The sequence below is a fragment of the Actinophytocola sp. NPDC049390 genome, assembly GCF_044466355.1.
Taxonomy (GTDB): domain Bacteria; phylum Actinomycetota; class Actinomycetes; order Mycobacteriales; family Pseudonocardiaceae; genus Actinophytocola.
This window is the reverse complement of the sequence record NZ_JBITMQ010000007.1, coordinates 77,948-95,019: the sequence shown is the minus strand read 5'-3', so window position 1 is coordinate 95,019 and position 17,072 is coordinate 77,948. Positions and strand designations below refer to the sequence as shown.

The 17,072-nt window shown below is 69.1% G+C and carries 22 protein-coding genes; 9 read left to right on the top strand and 13 right to left on the bottom strand.

Annotation, left to right across the window (positions count from 1 at the left end):
• Nucleotides 1-22: 22 nt before the first annotated feature.
• The 3 genes from ACIBVP_RS20875 to ACIBVP_RS20865 all read left to right on the top strand — a co-directional run bounded on the left by ACIBVP_RS20875 (nt 23) and on the right by ACIBVP_RS20865 (nt 3,261).
• A complete protein-coding gene (locus tag ACIBVP_RS20875) occupies nt 23-799 on the top strand; it encodes a glutaminyl-peptide cyclotransferase (RefSeq protein ID WP_396107841.1) in 777 nt (258 codons plus the stop codon).
• A 67-nt stretch (nt 800-866) separates the two neighbouring features.
• The gene (locus ACIBVP_RS20870; RefSeq protein ID WP_396107840.1) at nt 867-2,777 is read left to right on the top strand and encodes an MFS transporter; all 1,911 of its coding nucleotides are present in this window, start codon (nt 867-869) and stop codon (nt 2,775-2,777) included.
• 10 nt (nt 2,778-2,787) lie between these two features.
• Nucleotides 2,788-3,261 carry a DUF2771 family protein gene (locus ACIBVP_RS20865; protein WP_396107839.1) on the top strand — a complete coding sequence of 158 codons (474 nt, stop codon included), beginning with the start codon at nt 2,788-2,790 and terminating at the stop codon, nt 3,259-3,261.
• On the opposite strand, the gene ACIBVP_RS20860 is transcribed toward ACIBVP_RS20865, so the two are convergent.
• The 5 genes from ACIBVP_RS20860 to ACIBVP_RS20840 all read right to left on the bottom strand — a co-directional run bounded on the left by ACIBVP_RS20860 (nt 3,258) and on the right by ACIBVP_RS20840 (nt 5,714).
• Nucleotides 3,258-3,644, bottom strand: a complete 387-nt coding sequence (locus tag ACIBVP_RS20860) for a cold-shock protein (RefSeq protein WP_396107838.1) — start codon at nt 3,642-3,644, stop codon at nt 3,258-3,260. The genes ACIBVP_RS20865 and ACIBVP_RS20860 overlap by 4 nt on opposite strands.
• Nucleotides 3,645-3,739: 95 nt before the next feature.
• A complete protein-coding gene (locus tag ACIBVP_RS20855; RefSeq protein ID WP_396107837.1) occupies nt 3,740-4,117 on the bottom strand; it encodes a VOC family protein in 378 nt (125 codons plus the stop codon).
• A 52-nt stretch (nt 4,118-4,169) separates the two neighbouring features.
• Nucleotides 4,170-4,712, bottom strand: coding sequence for an exonuclease domain-containing protein (locus ACIBVP_RS20850; RefSeq protein ID WP_396107836.1), 543 nt, complete (start codon nt 4,710-4,712; stop codon nt 4,170-4,172).
• Nucleotides 4,713-4,722: 10 nt separating this feature from the next.
• A complete protein-coding gene (locus ACIBVP_RS20845) occupies nt 4,723-4,881 on the bottom strand; it encodes a DUF397 domain-containing protein (protein ID WP_396107835.1) in 159 nt (52 codons plus the stop codon).
• Nucleotides 4,882-4,883: 2 nt separating this feature from the next.
• The gene (locus ACIBVP_RS20840; RefSeq protein ID WP_396107834.1) at nt 4,884-5,714 is read right to left on the bottom strand and encodes a helix-turn-helix domain-containing protein; all 831 of its coding nucleotides are present in this window, start codon (nt 5,712-5,714) and stop codon (nt 4,884-4,886) included.
• 118 nt (nt 5,715-5,832) lie between these two features.
• On the opposite strand from ACIBVP_RS20840, the gene ACIBVP_RS20835 reads away from it, so the two are divergent.
• Complete coding sequence (locus tag ACIBVP_RS20835; RefSeq protein WP_396107833.1) at nt 5,833-6,045, top strand: hypothetical protein; 213 nt, start codon at nt 5,833-5,835, stop codon at nt 6,043-6,045.
• On the opposite strand, the gene ACIBVP_RS20830 is transcribed toward ACIBVP_RS20835, so the two are convergent.
• Together ACIBVP_RS20830 and ACIBVP_RS20825 are read right to left on the bottom strand one after the other, a co-directional pair.
• On the bottom strand, nt 6,018-6,695 hold the full coding sequence (locus tag ACIBVP_RS20830) for a hypothetical protein (RefSeq protein ID WP_396107832.1): 678 nt from the start codon (nt 6,693-6,695) through the stop codon (nt 6,018-6,020). The two genes, ACIBVP_RS20835 and ACIBVP_RS20830, sit on opposite strands and share 28 nt — an antisense overlap.
• 110 nt (nt 6,696-6,805) lie before the next feature.
• A complete protein-coding gene (locus ACIBVP_RS20825; RefSeq protein WP_396107831.1) occupies nt 6,806-8,461 on the bottom strand; it encodes an AMP-binding protein in 1,656 nt (551 codons plus the stop codon).
• A gap of 107 nt (nt 8,462-8,568) precedes the next feature.
• Here ACIBVP_RS20825 and ACIBVP_RS20820 point away from each other — a divergent pair, with 107 nt between their 5' ends.
• Both ACIBVP_RS20820 and ACIBVP_RS20815 read left to right on the top strand, forming a co-directional pair.
• Entirely contained in the window at nt 8,569-8,871 is a 303-nt protein-coding gene (locus ACIBVP_RS20820) for an STAS domain-containing protein (RefSeq protein ID WP_396107830.1), read from the top strand.
• Between the two features lie 449 nt (nt 8,872-9,320).
• Entirely contained in the window at nt 9,321-9,851 is a 531-nt protein-coding gene (locus ACIBVP_RS20815; protein WP_396107829.1) for a hypothetical protein, read from the top strand.
• On the opposite strand, the gene ACIBVP_RS20810 is transcribed toward ACIBVP_RS20815, so the two are convergent.
• The 6 genes from ACIBVP_RS20810 to ACIBVP_RS20785 are packed head-to-tail and all read right to left on the bottom strand — an operon-like array spanning nt 9,819 to nt 14,564.
• Nucleotides 9,819-10,646, bottom strand: a complete 828-nt coding sequence (locus ACIBVP_RS20810; protein WP_396107828.1) for a metallophosphoesterase — start codon at nt 10,644-10,646, stop codon at nt 9,819-9,821. The two genes, ACIBVP_RS20815 and ACIBVP_RS20810, sit on opposite strands and share 33 nt — an antisense overlap.
• Before the next feature lie 60 nt (nt 10,647-10,706).
• Nucleotides 10,707-11,501 (bottom strand): HAD-IIA family hydrolase, encoded by a 795-nt coding sequence (locus ACIBVP_RS20805; protein WP_396107827.1) that lies wholly within the window; start codon nt 11,499-11,501, stop codon nt 10,707-10,709.
• Nucleotides 11,471-12,592, bottom strand: a complete 1,122-nt coding sequence (locus ACIBVP_RS20800; protein ID WP_396107826.1) for a sulfate/molybdate ABC transporter ATP-binding protein — start codon at nt 12,590-12,592, stop codon at nt 11,471-11,473. The genes ACIBVP_RS20805 and ACIBVP_RS20800 overlap by 31 nt, the downstream gene beginning before the upstream one ends.
• Nucleotides 12,589-13,401 (bottom strand): ABC transporter permease, encoded by an 813-nt coding sequence (locus ACIBVP_RS20795; RefSeq protein ID WP_396107825.1) that lies wholly within the window; start codon nt 13,399-13,401, stop codon nt 12,589-12,591. Before ACIBVP_RS20795 ends, ACIBVP_RS20800 begins: the two co-directional genes overlap by 4 nt.
• On the bottom strand, nt 13,398-14,162 hold the full coding sequence (gene modA, locus ACIBVP_RS20790) for a molybdate ABC transporter substrate-binding protein (RefSeq protein WP_396107824.1): 765 nt from the start codon (nt 14,160-14,162) through the stop codon (nt 13,398-13,400). Before modA ends, ACIBVP_RS20795 begins: the two co-directional genes overlap by 4 nt.
• Nucleotides 14,163-14,171: 9 nt before the next feature.
• Nucleotides 14,172-14,564 carry a molybdopterin-binding protein gene (locus ACIBVP_RS20785; protein ID WP_396107823.1) on the bottom strand — a complete coding sequence of 131 codons (393 nt, stop codon included), beginning with the start codon at nt 14,562-14,564 and terminating at the stop codon, nt 14,172-14,174.
• A 57-nt stretch (nt 14,565-14,621) separates the two neighbouring features.
• Between ACIBVP_RS20785 and ACIBVP_RS20780 the strand changes: the two genes are divergently transcribed.
• The 3 genes from ACIBVP_RS20780 to ACIBVP_RS20770 all read left to right on the top strand — a co-directional run bounded on the left by ACIBVP_RS20780 (nt 14,622) and on the right by ACIBVP_RS20770 (nt 17,001).
• On the top strand, nt 14,622-14,876 hold the full coding sequence (locus ACIBVP_RS20780; protein WP_396107822.1) for a MoaD/ThiS family protein: 255 nt from the start codon (nt 14,622-14,624) through the stop codon (nt 14,874-14,876).
• Nucleotides 14,877-15,578: 702 nt separating this feature from the next.
• Complete coding sequence (locus ACIBVP_RS20775) at nt 15,579-16,220, top strand: transglycosylase family protein (RefSeq protein ID WP_396107821.1); 642 nt, start codon at nt 15,579-15,581, stop codon at nt 16,218-16,220.
• Nucleotides 16,221-16,308: 88 nt separating this feature from the next.
• The gene (locus ACIBVP_RS20770) at nt 16,309-17,001 is read left to right on the top strand and encodes a helix-turn-helix transcriptional regulator (RefSeq protein ID WP_396107820.1); all 693 of its coding nucleotides are present in this window, start codon (nt 16,309-16,311) and stop codon (nt 16,999-17,001) included.
• Nucleotides 17,002-17,072: the final 71 nt, after the last annotated feature.

Genomic DNA, 17,072 nt, shown 5'->3' with positions numbered 1-17,072 from the left:
CCGGTCGTGCAAGGCTGGCGATGTGCGGGCTCCACTCGCCGTCGCAGGCGTTCTCCTCATCGCCGGCTGCTCCGCCGGAACCCCGGCCGCGCCGGCCGACGACACGCTCACCGTCGACGTGCTGGCGACGATCCCGCACGACCCTCAGGCCTTCACGCAGGGCCTGGAGCTGGTCGACGGGGTCCTCTACGAAGGCACCGGCCTCGAAGGCGCGTCGAGCATCCGCACCGTCGATCCCGAGACCGGCGAGGTCGAGAAGAAGGTCGACCTGCCCGCCGACCTGTTCGGCGAGGGCATCACGGTCGCCGGCGACACGATCTGGCAGATCACCTGGCGGGACGGCGTGGCGATCCGCCGCGACCGGCACACGCTCGCCGAGGTGGGCCGCGCCTCCTACGACGGCGAGGGCTGGGGCCTGTGCCACGACGGCGACCGGCTGGTCATGAGCGACGGCACCGACCGCCTCTCCTTCCGCGACGTGACGACGTTCGCTGAGCTGGGCGAGGTCCGCGTCCGCGACACGAACGACCAACCGCTGACCAACCTCAACGAACTGGAGTGCGTGGACGGCCAGGTCTACGCGAACGTGTGGCAGACCGACCGGATCGTCCGCATCGACCCCGCGTCCGGCCAGGTCACGGCGGACGTCGACCTCACCGGTCTACTGCCCGAGGCGGACCGCGACGGCACCGACGTCCTCAACGGCATCGCCGCCGTCCCGGGTACCGACGAGTTCCTGGTCACGGGAAAGTTGTGGCCCACGATGTTCCGGGTGAGGTTTGTCACCCCGGGTCCGTAACCTGGTGATGGGATCCCCTGCGCGGGTGGTTCCGTCTTGTCTGTGACAGGCCCACGGATACGGCAGGATGGACGGTGTGATTCGTTCCGGTTCGGGAGACGCGCAGGAGGAGCAGGACGGCCGTGGCCGCGGCTCCGGGAAGAAGCGTCGCCGTAGCTGGACCAGGCAGCAGGCGCCGAGCTGGCAACCGCACCAGCCACCGCAACCCACACGCGCCTACGAACCACCGCCGCGCCAGGACCAGCCCCGTCAGGAGCCGCTGACCAGCGCGATCCCGGCGCCGACCCACTACCCGCAGCCGGAGGACCTGCGCAAGACGCGCCCGGTCCGCCGTGAGCCGCCGCCCCCGCCGCAGCAGCCACCGGCGCGGCGGGACTGGCGGGACGTGCCGCCACCGCGCCGTATGCTGCCGCCCACGCCGCCGACGCGGCCGATGGACTACGACTACGACGGCAGCCCTCCGGAGACCTACGGCCCCGACGGCTACGCCCCCGGCCAGCAGGTTCCCCGTGAACAGCCGCCGCAGGCGGGCCCGCAGCCGACCGCCGTGGCCCCGCCGTCCGCCGCCGCCCCCGGCTACCCGAAGAAGCTGACGGTCACCCGTGTCGCCGCGATCCGCGGCAAGCAGCTCACGAGCAACGCGGCGGCCGCGTTCCGCAGGGCGGTGAACGCCGACGGCGCCGACAAGTCCGGTCTCACCGCGCTCACCTACGCGACGATGCTCAACTACGCGAGCGACGCGGCCATGGCCGTCGCGCTCGCCAACACCCTGTTCTTCTCCGCGGCGAGCGCCGACTCGTCCAAGGGCAAGGTCGCGCTCTACCTGCTGATCACGATCGCGCCGTTCGCGCTGGTCGCGCCGGTGATCGGCCCGATGCTGGACCGCATCCAGCGCGGTCGCCGCCTCGCCATGTGCGTCACGTCGGTCGGCCAGGCGCTGGCGTGCCTCGTGATGGCCACCAACTTCGACGGCTGGCTGCTCTACCCGGCGGCGCTCGCGAAGATGGTGCTGTCCAAGTCGTTCACGGTGCTCAAGGCCGCGGTCACCCCGAGAGTGGTGCCACCGGACATCACCCTCGCCAAGACCAACGCGCGGCTAACCACGTTCGGCCTGGTCGGCGGCGCCGCGTTCGGCGCGGTCGCGACGCTCGTGCTGCAGCTCTTCGGCTCGGCGGGCGCGCTGTGGTTCACCGCGATCATCTGTGTGGTCGGCGCGGCGCAGGCCATGCGGATCCCGGCCTGGGTCGAGGTGACGGAAGGCGAGGTGCCCGCCTCCCTGTCGGCCCACCCGGAGAAGCCGAGACGACAACCCATGGGCCGCAACGTTGTGGTGGCCCTCTCCGGCAACGCCACCATCCGCGTGCTCACCGGCTTCCTCATGATGTTCTCCGCGTTCGCGGTACGTGCGCAGACGGAGGGTGAGCCGTTCAAACAGCTGCTCCTGCTCGGTGTCATCGCCGGTGCGGCGGGTGCGGGCAGCTTCGTCGGCAACGGCGTCGGCGCACGTCTGCACCTCGGTCACCCTGACCAGATCGTGCTCGCGTGCATCGGCGGCAGCCTCGCGTCGACGGTGGTCGCGATGCTGATGGAGGGCATCGCGACGGCCGCGATCGTGGGCCTGGTCGGTGCGACCGCCAGCGCGCTGGCGAAGAACAGCCTCGACGCGGTCATCCAGGACGACCTGCCGGAGGAGTCCCGCGCGTCCGCGTTCGGCCGGTCGGAGACCGTGTTGCAGCTGGCGTGGGTGTTCGGTGGCGCGCTGGGCGTGCTGCTGCCGCCGACGTTCTGGCTCGGCTTCCTGGTGATCTCGCTGCTTCTGGCGTTCGGCCTGGTCCAGACGATGTTGACGCGCAAGGGCCAGTCGCTGTTGCCGTGGTTCGGCGGGCAGCGCCCGGTGCGCCCGTGGCGGACGCCGACGGGACCGCAGCAGGCCGCGTTCTCGGAGGGGCCGCCGCCACCGCCGAAGGACCGCACGTAGGCTTCACGACGTGCGCAAGCTGCTGGTCCTGGTGGTGCTGGTGCTCGCGGGCTGCACGTCCGCGCCCGAAGCGGAGCCGCCACCGCCGACGATCGACTTTCTCATCGCGGGCAAGAAGACGACCGCGAAGCCGTTCCTGTACTGCGACGTGAAGGTCGAGAACTGCAAGCGCGACAACACCGCCATGCTCAAGCTCCCGGTACCCCCGGGCACACCGGTGAAGGTGACCGTCCCCAAGGACGTGTCCGACACCCCGTGGTCTGTGGTCATCCAGTACCGGACCGCGGCAGGTGAGCAGCGGGCCCCGGTCACCGTCGCCACGTTCGCGCCCGGCAAGGAGACCTCCTTCGAGGCGCTCCCGCCGGGCGCGGGCGACCAGCTGCAGACCGTGGAGGTCAAGCAGGCGGGCGGTGTTCTGGTTGAGGGCGAAGCGGGTCCGGAAGCCGTCACCAGGACGGCGTGGTCGCTGCAGGTGACTGGTTAGGGATCCAGCTCGCGCGCGACCGCACGGACCACGTCCGCGATGCGCTTGGTCATCTTGCGGTCGGGGTAGCGGCCACGGCGCAGGTCCGGCTGGACCTTCGCCTCCAGCAGTTTGATCATGTCCTCGACGAGGCCGTGCAGTTCCTCGGCCGGGCGACGCCGTGCCTCGGCGACCGACGGCGGTGGGTCGAGCAGCCGCACGGACAGTGCCTGCGGACCCCGACGACCGTCGGCGACGCCGAACTCGATGCGTTGACCGGCTTTCAGGCCGGGCACCCCGGCCGGCAGGGCGGAAGAACGGACGTAGACGTCTTCGCCCCCGTCCTGTGTGACGAACCCGAAGCCCTTCTCCGAGTCGTACCACTTGACCTTTCCGGTCGGCACAACGGTCACCTCCACACACAAATGAACGCGCCCCAGGGCGTACCCAGGACGCGTCATTCCAGCCTATGCCACTTCGCGGTGAAGGGGGTAGCCGGTTATGCCCGCTGATGGAGGCAGAGGATGTTCCCTTCGCTGTCAGCGAACCAGGCGGCCTTCTCGCCGCCCATCTCGGCGATGTGGTCGACGGTCTTCAGGTCGGGCAGGTCGTAGTCGGCGAACGTGACGCCGCGGCCTTCCAGGTCGTGGATCTCGGCTTCGATGTCGTCGACCTCGAAGCTGAGGACGGTGTGGCCGCTCTGCGCGCCGGGTTCGGCGGGCAGCAGGCCGATCGCGTCGCCACCGGCGGCGAACACGCGACCGCCGTCGGGCGTGGTGTCGCGTGCTTCCAGGCCGAGGGTCGTGCCGTAGAAGTGAGCGGCGCGGTCCATGTCGGAGACGGGGAGCATGGTCGTGGTAGCGGATTTCGTGAGCATGGATTCATGCTGCGCCGCTGGTCAGGGCCTTGGGAAGCGTGGTGACCAGCAGTCACCAGGCGTTCCTGCTCCGCAGGTGGAGGACCAGTGCGGCGATGTTCCAGGAGTCGTCGTCACCGCGGTGGTGACGGCCTTCCAGCGGCAGCCCGGCGACCTCCAGCGCCCGCGCCATGCCGGGACGTTTGCGCAGGCCATGCGCCTCGGTGAACCGGAGCTTGGCGTTCGTGTGGTCGGCGCTGAACGGGTACTCGGTGCCGCCGTGCCGGCACTGGCGCGTGAACTGGTTGCGGTCGTAGTCACCCCAGCTCGCCCATGCCCGCCGGTTGCTCTCGTGCGCTGTCGCCAGCAGACGGCACGCCTCGCCGAAGGTGATGCCCGAGTCCACTTCCTCCTGCGTCAACGAGGTCAGCTCGGTGCAGAACGCACTGACCTGTGAGCGTTGCGGACGGACCAGGATGCGGTGCTTGCCCAGGCGCGTGCCCTCGGCGAGGTCGACGACGGTCAGGCCGATCTCGATGATCTCGCTCACCTGCCCGGGCGGTGGTTGTCCCTCCCAGCAGGTCGCCTCCACGTCGACGATGTTGATCAAACTCACATCGCGGAGTCTAGGGACGCGCGCGAAGGAAGCCGACCAGTTTTCGCGCGGCCCCCGCCGAGATCGCCAGAACCACCCGCGGCGACTTGCTGTCCCTGACGGCAGCCAGATCACCACGCAGTTCGACGCAGTTGCCAGTCTCCCCGGACCGCGAGGACCTACGCCACATGCTCATACCTCCTCGAGAACCTGCCGCAGCATCGCCACGCTTGCAGGTGCGGACAGCGCGATCCTCTCCAGCTTGCCAACCAGGTCGAGATAAGTCTCGGCGATCTCGTCGTGCAGGTAGAGGCTGCCGTTCCTGGCTTCTACGTTGACGACAGGGCTGGTGTTCGCGAACTCCATGAGCAACCAGGAGTGGAGCACCAGCGAGTGAGGCTGATGCTCTCGCACGACCCGGACTCCGATTCCCCGATCCCGCGCCCCCATCAGGTGCCGCAGCTGCTCGCGCAGCGCCTCGGGCCCGCCGAAAGGAGTCCGCAACGCGGCCTCGCCGATGTAGGCGACGTAGTCCACGGTCCCGAGAATCTGCTGTCGGCGCAGGCGAGCCATCCACCGCGCCTCGATGACCTCCGCCGCCACCCCACCTGATCGCATCAGACCCACCGCGTACCGGTAGGTCTGCAGCAGCCCGGGCACCAGGTTCACCGACCAGTCGGTCAGCCGCATCGCCTCCGCCTCGTAGCTGGCGATGGCCCCCATGTCCATGGGCACCCCGGGCAACGGCAGGTCCCACCACCCCGACCCGTGACCCGCCCGAGCCGTCTCGACCAGCTCTTCCCGTAGCGCCAACGGCAACTTGTAGATCGTCGAGATCGTCGCGACGTCCTCCGACGAGATGTGCCGCTTCCCAGTCTCGATCCGCGACATCGTGCTCGGCGACCACTGCGCCAGCGCCGCCGCCTGCTCCAGGGAAAGGTCCGTCCGCTCTTTCCTGATCGCCCGCAGACGCGCCCCGATGATCCGGTCCCGCGCCCGCGGCGCTTTCCGATCCCCACCCATGTCCCAGCTCTTTCCGCAATCGCAATTCCAGGCCTACCGCCGGACCCGAAACTACCGTTCGGAAAACAGGGAAGAACAACCGACACGGAAACGACAAAATAGTGAAGCGGGAGTGTAAATGAGCCAGGATGTGCGCGTCAGCTCATGGGTCTCGATCAGACCCGGGTGCTCGATCTCGTACCGCGTCAACGGCGACGAGATCGAGTTCCAGTTCGGCACTCCCGCCGACGGGATGGAGTTCGTGTGCCACACCGCCGTCCTGCGCGAATTCGTCGAGCTCGCGCAGGCGGCGATGTCGGAAAGTCAGCGACAGAGCGTCGGGTCCGCGTAGAAGCCGGGCGTGTCCCTCGGCCCGCTCACGGGCACGCGCGCGACCTCGTTGGCGACGCCGCCGTCCACCACGTACACGACGTACTCCCCCTCGTAGAGGGTGTAGTCGATGTCGACCGCCTGGCCGCTGGTCTGGATCAGCTGGCGGCCGTCGTGGTCGTCCGTGCAGCCGTAGCGGACGATCGCGGCGAGGCCGCCGCCCTCCATGAGCCGCAGCTGTGTGCCGTCGGCGAGCTTGACCGGCGCCAACGCGTTGCCGTACAGCCCCCACACGCCGTAGTGGTTCGTGTTGGCGCCCACGAGCTCCGTCACGATCACCTCGTCGCGGCCGTCCGCGTCGACGTCCACGACCCGCATCGGCTGCGGCCCGGCGATCAGCCCCGACGGCACCGTCGCGGTCAGTCGCTCGCCGCCGACCCTGGCGGTCAGGATCTGCTCGTCCAGGTCGCCGTCGACGGTCCGCAGCGTGACCCGGTCCGCTCGGCCGTCACCGTCGAGGTCCGCGTAGGCACTCTGCGCGTCACCGCCGAGGTCCGCGTGCACGACCTGCTGCCGCTCACCGAGGTCCGCGGGCGCGGCCCCCGAATTCGCGGGAGCCAGGCCGAAAACCGCCGACGAGAGGGCAAGCGCGGACGCAACGAAATTGAACACGTGATTCTCCCCAGAATTAATCGCAACCGGCCGCGGGGAATTCCCCTCGCGGCCCTCCCACAGCAAAGGAGACGCGGCCGGTCAGACCACGTTGTGCGATGTGACCTGGATCACGCATGTTTCGTGGCGGCCGCCTTCCGCAACCCGAGCAACTCGACGGAAACCTCGCGCATTTCCACCTTGCGGATCTTTCCGGTGACGGTCATGGGGAACTCGTCGACCACCCGCACGTAACGGGGGATCTTGTAGTGCGCGAGCTTGCCGGTGCAGAACTCGCGGACGGCCTCGGCGGTCAACGGCGCCGCGCCTTCCTTCATGCGGACCCACGCCATCAGCTCCTCGCCGTACTTCTCGTCCGGCACGCCGATGACCTGGGCGTCGAGGATGTCGGGGTGCGTGTAGAGGAACTCCTCGATCTCACGCGGGTACACGTTCTCACCGCCGCGGATGACCATGTCCTTGATGCGACCGGTGATGTTGAGGTAGCCATCGTCGTCCATCACCGCGAGGTCGCCGGTGTGCATCCAGCGCGCCTTGTCGATGGCTTCGGCCGTTTTGTCCGGCTGCTCCCAGTAGCCAAGCATCACCGAGTAGCCGCGGGTGCACAGCTCACCGGGCGTGCCACGGGGCACGGTCAGCCCGGTCTCCGGGTCGACGACCTTCACCTCGAGGTGCGGCAGCACCCGGCCCACAGTGGACACACGGCGGTCGAGCGAGTCGTCCTTGCGGGTCTGCGTGGACACCGGCGACGTCTCGGTCATGCCGTAGGCGATCGTCACCTCCGCCATGCCCATCCGCTCGATGACCTGCTTCATCACCTCGACCGGGCACGGCGAACCGGCCATGATCCCGGTCCGCAGCGATGACAGGTCGTACGACTCGAACCCCGGCTCGGCCAGCTCGGCGATGAACATCGTCGGGACGCCGTACAGCGAGGTGCACCGCTCGGCGGCCACGGCCTCGAGCGTGAGCTTCGGTTCGAAGCCGGGCCCGGGGTAGACCATGCACGCGCCGTGCGAGGTGGCGGCGAGGTTGCCCATGACCATGCCGAAGCAGTGGTACAGCGGCGGAACGATGCAGATGCGGTCCTCTTCGGTGTACGAGCACATCTCGCCGACGAAGAACCCGTTGTTGAGGATGTTGTGGTGCGAGAGGGTCGCACCCTTCGGGAACCCCGTGGTACCGGACGTGTACTGGATGTTGATCGGGTCGTCGGCGGACAGCGCGGCCTGCAGTTCGGCGAGGTGCGCGACCGAGCCACCGCGCCCGATCGCGACGAGGGACGTCCACTCCTCACGTCCGATGAGCAGCACGTCCCGCAGCTCCGGGCAGTCGCCGCGGACCTCGTCGATCATGGCCGCGTAGTCGGAGGTCTTGAAGCTCGGCGCGGCGACCAGCGTGCGGATGCCCGCCTGGTTCAGCACGTACTTCAGCTCGTGCACCCGGTAGGCGGGGTTGATGTTGACCAGGATGGCGCCGATCTTGGCGGTGGCGTACTGCGTGAACGTCCACTCGGCACAGTTCGGTGCCCACATGCCGACCCGGTCGCCCTTGCCGACCCCGAGGTCCACCAGCCCGAGCGCGACGGCGTTGACCTCGTCGGCGAACTGCCGGTACGTCCACCGGCGCCCGGTCGAGTGTTCGACCAGCGCCTCCCGGTCCGGCCAGGCCGCGACGGCGCGGTCGAGGTTGTCACCGATGGTGTCGCCGAGCAGCGGTTTCTCGGACGGACCGGACACGTAGCTCGGCACCGCTGGCGTGGTCATGTGAGCCTCCCGGGAGTGACTGGCACCACGGTATGTCTACATCTGTGGCACGTCTCGCTCAACGTTCGTCAACACAGGTTCGCCTCGGTCGACAAAGATGGGTGGCGATGAGCCTCGCCATCACCGTGCACGGGTCGAACGTGCGGCTGGCGGGCGCGGTGGACGTGCAGACCGCGCCCGCGCTGCGTTCCGAGCTGACCGAGTTGATCAACGCCGCGGGCCCGGGCACGGAGTTGAGCGTCGACCTCGGCGAGGTCTCGGTGCTGGACTCCACCGGACTGTCCACGCTGGTCCGCGCCCACCGCCTGGCGGCGGCCAAGGATGCCCGCCTGACGCTGACCGGTCTCCCCGATCACGTGGCGCGCATGCTCAACATCACCGGCCTGGACCTGCTGCTCAACCTGGCCTGACCTGCCCGTCGGCAGAGATTCTCGCGCGAAAGTCCCATTCGCTCGGGCTCGTGTCGCGCAACTGAGGCGCGAGGCTCGTGGCGTGCGTATGTTCGAAACCAGCTCGAAGAACGACCGTTCCGAGGAGGTGAGCGAAATGCACCCGCCGTAGGCGCACCGCGCCGTACACAATGCGCCCATGCCCCCGTTCCGCTGGGATCTCGTGACTCCCGACCAGCTCGGGTCACTGCTCGACGGCGTCGGCGAACCCTCCCTGTGGTTCCTCGACGACCTGGTGACCTGTGCCGGCAAGGTGCTCGCCCGCGGCGGCGACGCACGGCTGGTGTTCGTCGGCAGGTCACTGGACTCGATGTTCGACCTGCTGAGCGGTGCCGTGCCGAACCGGGTGACCCGCCTGCCGCTGTCGTTCGCCGGGTTTCACCCAGGCGCACGCTTCCCGGGCTCGCGAGGTGCTGGCCGAGCACGGCATCACCCCGGCATCCCTCGCCCGCGAGGCGGTGACGTTCGTGGACGTGGTGCACCGAGGCAACACCTTCAGAGACCTGTTCACGCTGCTTGACAACTGGATAGTGGATTTTCGCGAACCATGGGACGTGATCCGGCGACAGCTGCGGTTCGTCGGCGTCACCGTCCAGGGGAAGACGAGCCCCAACACCTGGCGCTGGCAGCAGCACGCCGAGTGGACCGCGCGGCTGCCGGCCCGCGCGGTCCAGAACGTGTCGCTGCCGTACGTCGTCTGGTCCTACTTCGGCGACCACCAGACGAAGCTGACGAGGTCGTTCCGTCCCGCGACCTGGTACGCCGACGACGAAGGGCCGGGCAGGGGCGAGCGGTCCGGCTGGGCGCTCGCCGAGGCCGTCGCGCTCGTGCGGTACGGGCGCGGCCGGGAGGGGCGTCGTGCGGTGGCCCGGGCCACCGCGGGCGAACCCGCCCTCAGGGAGAGCTGGCTAAGGAGTCTCGTCACCGAACTCGGGCGGTGACCACGGCAGCTCGACCACGAGACACGGCCCGCCGACGAACACGCCACCGTCTACTCCGAGCGCCTTGCCGCCGGCGTACTCGTAGGGGCTGTCGACCATCGACGGGGCGATGCCGAGCTGGTCCGCGATCACCGAGTGCCCGTGCACGACCTGCTCACCGCCGAGCACGGTCAACAGCCGCGTCGCGACATCGGCTCCGTTCGGCCCGCGGAACGCGTGGCGTGTGGTGAGGCGCCGCCACACCTCCCACCACTCCACGATGTCGTCGGACGCCAGCACGTCCTGGATGTTCTCGTTGATCTCCTCGATGTCCCCGCCCCACACCAGGTACTCGAGGGTGTCGGAGTGCATCAGCAGGTGGTCGCCGACCAGTTCGACCGCGGGACGGGACGTGAGCCACTCGATGTGCTCGTCGGTGACCGCCTCCTGATCGGTGAGCTGGCCGCCGTTCATCTCCCAGCTCCGGGAGAAGCTGCGCGGACCGAAGTCGGACGGGACTTCGGTCTCGCCGAAGCGGTGCATGCCGAGCAGCAGGATCTCGTGGTTGCCGAGCAGCGCCTGCACCTGGCCGCCCGCCTCGGCGGCCTCTTCGGACAGGCGCATGACCAGGTCGATCACGCCGATGCCGTCTGGCCCACGGTCCACGAAGTCACCGAGGAACCACAGGTGGTCCTCACCGCCGGACCAGTTCGCCTCGTCGTCGACCAACCCGGCGTCGGCGAGCGCGGCGAGCAACTCGTCGAGATGCCCGTGCACGTCACCGACCACGTAGGTCGACGGTCCTTCTTCCTGCACACCGCGACACTATGCCAGGCCGAAATCGTCCGCTTCCCAGTCGGCAAAAAGCTGCCGCCGTCAGGCCGGGAACGGGTCGTCCACGTTCCCGACCAGGTCAGCGACCGAATCGATGACCCGGCTGGGCCGGTAGGGAAATCGCTCGGCCGTTTCCGGGTTCGAAATGCCGGTGAGCACGAGAATCGTGCGCAAACCGGCCTCGAGTCCGGACCGGACGTCGGTGTCGAGGCGGTCGCCGATCATGAGGGTGGACTCCGAGTGCGCACCGAGGGCGTTCAGCGCGGACCGCATCATCAACGGGTTCGGCTTGCCGACGAAGTACGGCGCGTGGCCGGTGGCCTTCTCGATCAGTGCCGCGACCGAGCCGGTGGCGGGCAGCGAGCCCTCTCGGGACGGGCCGGTCGAGTCCGGGTTGGTGGCGATGAACCGGGCGCCCTGCTCGATCAGCCGGATCGCCGTGGTGATCGACGTGAAGCTGTACGTGCGGGTCTCGCCGAGCACGACGTAGTCGGGGTCGCGGTCGGTGAGCACATAGCCGACCTCGTGCAGCGCGGTGGTCAGGCCGGCCTCGCCGATGACGAACGCCGAACCGTCCGGGCGCTGCGAGTCGAGGAACTTCGCGGTCGCGAGCGCGGAGGTCCAGATCGACTCCTCCGGCACGTCGAGGCCGGTGCGGTGCAGGCGCGCCCGCAGGTCACGCGGGGTGTAGATGGAGTTGTTGGTGAGTACGAGGAACTGGTTGCCCTTGGCGCGCAGCTCTTCGAGCAGCTTGTCCGCCCCCGGGATGAGGTGCTCCTCGTGCACCAGCACCCCGTCCATGTCCATCAGGTAGGTCCACTTGCGCGGTTCGGCCATGCCTCCATTGTCGCGGCTACGCCGTGAACATCCACCTCGGCCGCCTTCACGGCGAGAAACACCGGGTCGCCGGGGGCCAGGGCGAGGTCGGCGACTGCGGCCGGGGTGAGGTCGGCGGTGAGTCCGTCGGCGGGGCCGCTGGCGGGATGGCCGACGGCACGCACGCGGACGACGTCACCGCGTGGTTCGAGGGCACCGACCGTGGCGGGGAAGACGTTGCGGGGGCTGCCTTGTGGCCGTTCGGTGTGGACGGCCACCGCGGCTGGGCGGAACACGGCCACAGCCGGTTCACCCTCGACGACGTCCTCGCTGTGCGCGCCCGCGACCGGGGTGCCGTCGGCGGTGACGAGGCCGTCCGCGGTGGCGACCCCGGCGATCAGGTCCAGTCCGGCGATGCGTGCGGCGAACGGGGTGCGCGGTGCGGAAAGGACGGTCTTCACCGCGCCCTGCTCGACGATGCGGCCCTGGTCGAGGACCAGCACGCGGTCGGCGAGCACGAGCGCGTCGAGCGGGTCGTGGGTGACGAGCACGACCTGGGTGTCCTGGTTGGCGCGCAGCACGCGACGGACCAGGCCGCGCAGGGCGGGCGCGGCGTCGACGTCGAGGGCGGCGAAGGGTTCGTCGAGCAGCAGCAGCGCGGGGTCGGCGGCGAGGGCCCGGGCGAGCGCGACGCGCTGCTGCTGCCCGCCGGACATGGCTCGCGGTCGGCGGTCCGCCAGCGGCGCCGCGTCCACTTCGGTCAACAGCGCTCGCGCTTTCTCGTCCGCCGCGTTGCGTTTGTCCCCGAGGGCACGCGGACCGAAAGCGACGTTGCCGAGTGCGGTCAGGTGCGGGAAGAGCAGCGGGTCCTGTGAGAGGAGCCCGACCCGGCGGTCACAGGGACGGACAAACGTCGATTTGTCGACAAGTGTCCTGCCGTTGGCGACGAGATGCCCCTGATCGGGCCTGATCAGCCCGGCGAGCACGTCGAGCAGCGTGGACTTGCCCGCACCGTTGGGCCCGAGCACGGCGACCACCTCGCCCGGTGCCGCGGCGAACGCGACCTCCAGCCGGAACTCGCCGCGGGTGACGGTGACGTCGACGTCGATCACAGGCGGCCCTCCACGGCTCGGGGCCGGGCCACGGCGATGACCACGACAGCGACGATGACGAGCAGCAACGACAGCGCGACCGCGCCGTCCACATCGGTCTCGCCGAGCGTGTAGACCTCGAGCGGCAGTGTCCTGGTCACGCCCTCGAGCGACCCGGCGAACGTGATGGTGGCGCCGAACTCGCCGAGCGCACGGGCGAACGACAGCACGAGACCGGACCCGAGCGCGGGCAACAGCAGGGGCACGGTGACACGGCGGAACACCGTCCATGGCCGCGCGCCCAGGGTCGCGGCGACCGTCTCGTACCGCTCCCCCGCGGTGCGCAACGCACCTTCCAGCGCCACCACGAGGAACGGCATGGCGACGAACGTCTGCGCGATCACCACCGCGGCGGTGGTGAACGGGATGCGCCAGCCGAACAGGAAGTCGAAGAACTGCCCGGCGAACCCGTTGCGCCCCAACAGGTACAGCAACGCGAGCCCGCCGACGACGGGCGGCAGCACCAGCGGCAGCAGCACGACCGCCCGCAGCAGTCGGATGCCGGGCACGTGCGCACGGGCGAGCACGACGGCCAGCGGGCCACCGAGCACGAGGCACAACACCGTCGACGCGGCCGCCGTCCGCAACGACAGCTCAAGGGCGGCGAGCGCCGACGGGGAGGTCACCAGCGCGGGGAAGTCCGCGAGATCGGTACGGGTGACGAGCCCGACGATCGGCAGCACCACCAACGCCAGCGCCAGGCAGGCGGGAACCCAGAGCAGCGCGGGAACCGCGGTGCTGGTCCGCCTCCGGCTGGTGCTGGTAGTCACGGGACGACGAACCCGACCTTCTCCAACTCGGCCTTGCCCGTCTCGCTCGTGACCAGGTCGACGAACTCCTTGGCGAGGTCAGCCTGTGGCGCGTCCTCGAGCACGGTGATCGGGTAGGCGTTGACCGCCGCCTGCGACTCGGGGAAGGCGATGCCCTTCACTTTGTCGCCCGCGGAGTTCACGTCGGTGACGTAGACGAGACCGGCGTCCGCCTCGCCGGTCCGGACCTTGTTGAGCACGGACTTGACGTCCTGTTCCTCGCTGACGGGTGTGATCGTGCTCCCGGTGGCCTGCTCGATCTTCTCGGTCGCCGCACCGCACGGCACCTGCGGCGCGCACACGACCACGACGACACCGTCGTTGGCGAGGTCGGCGAAGGAGGCGATGCCCGCGGGGTTGTCCGGCGGCACGGCGATGGCGAGCTCGTTGGTGGCGAAGACCACCGGCGTCCCCGCGGCCAGCCCGGCGTCGGTCACCTTCTTCATGTTCTTCTCGTCGGCGGAGGCGAACACGTCCGCGGGCGCGCCGTTGGTGATCTGCTGGACGAGCGCCGACGACCCGGCGAAGCTGATCTTCACGTCCACCCCCGGGTGCTCGGCCTCGAACGTCGCCTCCAGCGCGGTGAACGAGTCGGTGAGCGAGGCGGCGGCGAGCACGGTCAGCGTCCGCGCGCCCGTCCCGTCGGCAGCCCCCGCGTCGGACGACGAGCATCCGGCCAGCAGGAGCCCGGCGGCAACGACGGTCGCACCCAGCTTGCGCATGAAACCTCCTCAGGGGACCTCGACGGCGACGGAGGTCGCCTTGACGACCGCGACGGCCAGCGAGCCGGGCTCGAGCCCCAGCTCGCGGACCGCTTCCGCGCTCAGGAGTGACACGACTCGGTAGGGCCCGCACTGGATCTCGACCTGGGCCATCACGGTGTCGGCGACGACGTTGGTGACGAGCCCGACGAACCGGTTGCGCGCGGATCGCCCCACGCTCGTCGGGTCGTGCACGTCGGCGGCGTTGTCCCGCGCGAACGCGGCCAGCGCGGCACCGTCGACGACCTTCCGACCGGCGGAGTCGACACCGGCGGACAACTGCCCGCCGTCCACCCACCTGCGAACGGTGTCGTCGCTGACCCCGAGCAGTCGAGCTGCCTCGGACATCCGAAACTGCGGCATGAGAGCGAGGATATATCCGCAAACGCGGAACCACGAAGCGCGGCTAACCTGTGAGGTGTGACCACCGTCCGAGTGCGCTACTTCGCGGGCGCCCGAGGCGCGGTCGGCCTCTCCGAGGAGACCGTGTCCGTGTCTGAAGACGCCACCGTGCAGGCCCTGGTGACCGACCTCGGCACGAGGCACGGCGAGAAACTCACCCGCGTACTGACGGCCTGCAGCTTCCTGCTGGACGGCGTGGCGGTCCGAGACCTGTCGACGCCCATCCCGGCCGGCTCGGAAGTGGACATCCTGCCCCCGTTCGCCGGCGGCTGACGCACCTCACCGCACACTGACCTGACGACCGCCCGGCCACTCGGCCGGGCCCACCGAACGCGGCCCCGACACGCCGTGGCCTGCCCATTGATCGTCGTCGTGCAATGCGGGCGCACACTCTCACGTTCCGCACAACTGTCCGCTGATAGCGAAAAGATGCGGTGAATGGTGACTTGCGGCACGATCAAGGTGATCGACAAGGACGGTTACCAGCCGACGACGGCATGGGAACGGCGCCATAGTCGCGCCCCTTACTGCCCTCCTTCATGGGAGATCATTCCGCGCGGACATTGACCCGGCCTTTGCAGCAGGTAACGGAGTGATTTCAGCACGCAGTCGCCCTAGCCTTCAGACATGCTTCCGCAACGTGACACACCACTCAGCAAGAGTGAATTATCCAGCTGTGATCACGGGGTTATAACAGCCCCAATTCTGGCTCTGACCTGCGATTACTCGTCTCATCGCAGTACCCCGAATAGTGTTACTGTGACGACGGTCACAGCCCTTACAATTTTGCAAGATGCTTTTGGATACGTACCGTCGCTCTCTGGTTGGCCCCGACCAACTGGCAGGACCCAAGTGCCCGGAGCGTCATCCCGATCCGGCGGGCACGAAGGAGATATCCCCCGACTGAAAGAAAGCCTCCGGATCGGGACACAGGGTCTTACCGACCCTTTGGTGGACGCAGGGGCAGAGACAGAAATGGCGTATCGAGGCATTCACCGCAAGCCGTCTACCTCCCTTCGTCGCACCATCGCTCGCGTCGTCGTTGCCGGCGTCGCGGTCGGTGCGCCACTGGCGGTGGCTCCCGCCTTCGCGTCTGCCGACCCCGTCAACTGGGACGCGATCGCCGAGTGCGAGAGCGGCGGCAACTGGAGCATCAACACCGGCAACGGCTACTACGGCGGTCTGCAGTTCAAGCAGAGCACGTGGGAGGCCAACGGCGGGACCGGCAACCCGGCGAACGCGTCGCGTGAGGAGCAGATCCGGGTCGCGAACAACGTGCTGGAGACGCAGGGCATTGGCGCGTGGCCGGTGTGCGGCGCCCGCGCGGGTGCCAGCGGCGGTGGCGGCGGTGCCGCTCCGCAGCAGCAGCAGCAGCAGAGCGCGCCGGTCCAGTCCCAGCGCGAAGAGGCTCCGGCCCCGGCCGCCGCCCCGGCGGCTCCGGTGCTGGTCAAGTCGAACCCGAAGGGCGACTACACGGTCGTCGCGGGCGACTCCCTGTCGAAGATCGCCACCGAGAAGAAGGTGGCCGGCGGCTGGCAGGCGCTGTACGAGAAGAACAAGCAGTTCATCGGCGACCCCAACCTGATCGTCCCCGGTCAGAAGATCGCCACCAAGTGAGCTAGCTGGTTCACGGGAGAAGGACTCCACCGCGATCCCCCGGCGGTGGAGTCCTTCTTTGTCGGTGGTGCGGGCTACGGTCCGGCCCATGAACCGAACGGACCGGCTGTACGGGATCGTCGAGGACCTGCGGGCGGCCGCGCCGCTGCGGCGCAGTGCCCGCCAACTCGCCGACCGGTACGAGGTCAGCGTCCGCACCATCGAGCGTGACATCAGCGCGTTGCAGCAGGTCGGCGTGCCGATCTACGCCGACACCGGTAGGCGTGGGGGCTACGCCATCGACGCGGCGCGTACGCTGCCGCCGCTCAACTTCACCCCTGCCGAGGCGGTCGCCGTGTCGGTCGCGTTGAAACAGGCCGCGGGCTCCCCGTTCGCGCGGGCCGCGGGCAGCGCGCTGCGCAAGATCATGGCGGCCATGCCGGCAAACGAGGCATCGGCTACGCGGGAGTTGGCAGGCCGGGTCGGCTTCCTGTTCCCGGAGACCGAGGCACCGACCATTCCCGTCGTCATCGAGGACGCGCTGGCCGCACGGCACGTGCTTCGGCTCGACTACGTCGACAAACGCGGCACGCCGACCGAGCGGCTCGTCGAGCCCGTCATGTTCGTCGCCAATGAGGAGTACTGGTACCTGGTCGGCTGGTGCCGTCTGCGGGACCAGCTGCGAGCCTTCCGGCTCGACCGGGTGGTCGCCGTCCACGACACCGGCGAGTCCGTGCCCGACCGCCCTACCGAGGACCTCAACCTGCCCTACCACGTGACGCAGGCCACAGCATTCACGTGATTCGGCCGGGAAACACCGACAGGACGTTGTCGCCGACGAGTCCGATCGTGGTGCCACACACGAAATGAGGA